3 protein-coding genes are annotated in these 2,908 nt (G+C 37.1%); all 3 read left to right on the top strand.

The window, feature by feature from the left end; genetic code table 11:
* Positions 1-657: S-formylglutathione hydrolase (gene fghA, locus RT405_RS13305; RefSeq protein WP_313470338.1), on the top strand; the 657-nt coding region annotated here is incomplete at its 5' end.
* A 149-nt stretch (positions 658-806) separates the two neighbouring features.
* Positions 807-1,157, top strand: coding sequence for a hypothetical protein (locus tag RT405_RS13300; protein WP_313470336.1), 351 nt, complete (start codon positions 807-809; stop codon positions 1,155-1,157).
* A gap of 596 nt (positions 1,158-1,753) precedes the next feature.
* Positions 1,754-2,908, top strand: a 1,155-nt coding sequence (locus RT405_RS13295) for an ABC transporter transmembrane domain-containing protein (RefSeq protein WP_313470334.1), incomplete at its 3' end; no start/stop codon positions are given.

Here is a 2,908-nt window from a genome sequence, read left to right as displayed (position 1 = left end):
AAAGCCGGTGCACAACAAGCTGCATCGCGTTTAGGTGTAGCCATGATCATGCCGGATACTAGTCCACGTGGAGAGCATGTAGCGGATTCAGAGGATTGGGATTTAGGCCAAGGAGCAGGGTTTTACCTTAATGCTACCGAACAGCCGTGGGAGCCTCATTATAAAATGTATGATTACATCACTAAAGAGCTAACCAACATCGCTCATGACCGCTTTCAACTAACGGGACCAGAATTTATTTCAGGTCATTCTATGGGCGGTCATGGAGCGTTGATAATCGGTCTACGTAATGCAGAGCGGTTCCGCTCGATTTCTGCTTTTGCGCCGATCGTTAATCCTAGTCAAGTTCCCTGGGGGACAAAAGCCTTCAACGCGTATCTTGGCAGCGATAAAGAAAAATGGCGTGAATGGGATACAGCAGAACTGCTAAAGAATTACACGGGTAAAAAAATTCCGGTTTTGATTGATCAAGGAGATGCGGATTCTTTTTATAAAAAACAATTGCAGCCATCTAAGCTAGTGGCTGTTGCAGATGAGAAAAAGTATCCTTTGACGGTTCGAATGCAAAAAGGACATGATCATAGTTATTATACGATTGCGAGTTTTATTGAAGAACACCTAGAGTTTCACTTATCTCAATTGGCTAATAATCAATAAACGAAGGCTTTCTGTAAACTAATCGGTTAGAAATAAAACAGTCAGTCATGCCAGCATACTGGTATGGCTGATTGTCTTTTCTTTAGCTCTGTATCATTAAAGTAAATCAGCAAGTGTACACACAAAAATCCTATAAGGGGTTGATCGTCTTGGTTGATAAAGAAACACAAATAAAGATACTGTTGTATGGAAATGCATTAGATTTTGCCTGTAAAACTCTTGGGGTTAAAAATATGAGGTTTCATAAGTATTCTAACATTTTTACGGTTAGTGAAGCAGAAGTATATGACTATACGTTGATCCATGGTATTCCGCAGAGTGATGCAACAAGATCATCTATGGCTGAAGGTTTCCATTATTTTAAAGAAGAAGGCACATGGACTACTTTTTTTAGCGAAAGAGGTTCGATCTTCCATGAAAAAAACTTTAAGGATGATGAGCTTGGCAAAAAGTATATCGTGCACACACTGCTGCAATTAGCTGGTACTGGTCTTTATTAGTAGTTATTTTTAATAACTGAACGCATTTTCTAAGTAATGAAAGCCCGATTCCTCGATTTAATGAATGGGAAAATTGACTTTGTTTTAGATCCTTAATCATTAAGACTGGATGTGCTGATTGGTTTACGTAAAGTTGAGCACACTCGGCTATTACCTCAATTGTTCATAAAGTAAACACAGTTTTGGAAAAGCAATTGTATTAAATATAGGCTCTGAAAAAAATAAAGAAAAGAGCGATGGACAAGCTACCGAACTATAGGGGAAACTTTCTCTTTTTGTGTTTTAAAAGTAACGATTTTAATTTGCTGTGACTCACAACATAAGCAGGGCTTCTTTTAGCAATTACCTAGTTGCGCTAATGTAAGTTTAAATATTTTTTCGTTAGTGATATAAAGCACAATCTTCTGTCGTACTATGTTATACTAGAAGGGTAATTTTAAAAAAAGTGAGACAAAAAATTATTCATATAATCTAGAAGGAGCGAGAAAAAATGAAAAACTTCTTTTTTACTGATTTGATAAAGAATACAGCTGCAAATAGATTGTCTACAAGTGTACATAAAATTCCTGAAATCATAGTTGCAGCGGGTGAAATAGATGATTGATAAGCGTTTATTCCATTTGATAGAAAAAAAGCCTTTAATTTACTTAGTGATTTTTCGAACAACCAATTTAGGGTTGTCTATAGTCTTGTGGTTTGTTTTTGCTACTCAATTAGCCCATTATTTAGAAGGAGAAAGAATTTCCATTCAAGTTTTATTGTTAATGACATTGATCGTACTCACTGGAAAAATCATTTTAACTAAACAAATTGAAAAAAAAGCTTATCAAGCTTCGGCAGATCTGCGGCTAAAATTGCGACAATCAGTAATGGAAAAAGCCTTTCGCCTAGGCAGTAGTCAAAAACAATTAGCGGCGCCTACTTTAGCACAATTGACAGTAGATGGTATTGAGCAACTGGATATTTATTATGCTCGTTTTTTACCACAATTATTTTATTGTCTGATTGCTTCCCTGATGATTTTTGGTGTTTTAGCTGGGTTTGATTGGCAGCCTGCGCTAGTTCTGCTGGTTTGTACACCGCTGATTCCAATCGTCATTATGGTAGTCATGAAAATTGCAAAACGCATTTTAAGTCGTTACTGGTCGCGCTATACGGATTTAGGAGCGAAGTTTCATGAGAATTTAGCAGGATTGAGCGTATTGAAAGCATTTAACCAAGATGCGCATAAACACCAAGAAATGGTTGATGATGCAGAGCGGTTTCGTAAAGTGACGATGAGTCTGCTTTCTATGCAGTTGAATTCTATTACTATCATGGATATTGTTTCTTATAGTGGTGCGGCGTTGGGAATCGGCTTAGCACTCATAAGTTATGCTCGAGGAACGATTGAAACAACTGGAGCATTGATGTTTTTATTGTTGAGTGCAGAATTTTTTATCCCGATGCGCCAATTAGGCTCTTTATTTCATGTTGCAATGAATGGAATCAGTGCTTGCAGCAAGTTATTTACTTATCTGGAACTTCCGGAACAAGTTTATGGTACACAAAAAATAGCAGTGGGATCATTAGCTGTTATTCATGTGAATAAATTATTATATTTTTACGATACCAATCAGCAACCTGCTTTAGATCAAGTTTCAGCTGTTTTTTCAAAAGGCAGTTTTTCTGCTTTAGTCGGAAAATCTGGATCAGGTAAAAGTACGTTTGCGCGTGTTCTCTTACACCAATTAGCTGGATATGAAGGAAGC

Source organism: Carnobacterium sp., assembly GCF_032094055.1.
Classification (GTDB): domain Bacteria; phylum Bacillota; class Bacilli; order Lactobacillales; family Carnobacteriaceae; genus Carnobacterium_A.
The sequence above is the reverse complement of the archived record's forward strand: the minus strand, read 5'-3'. Positions and strand labels throughout refer to the sequence as shown.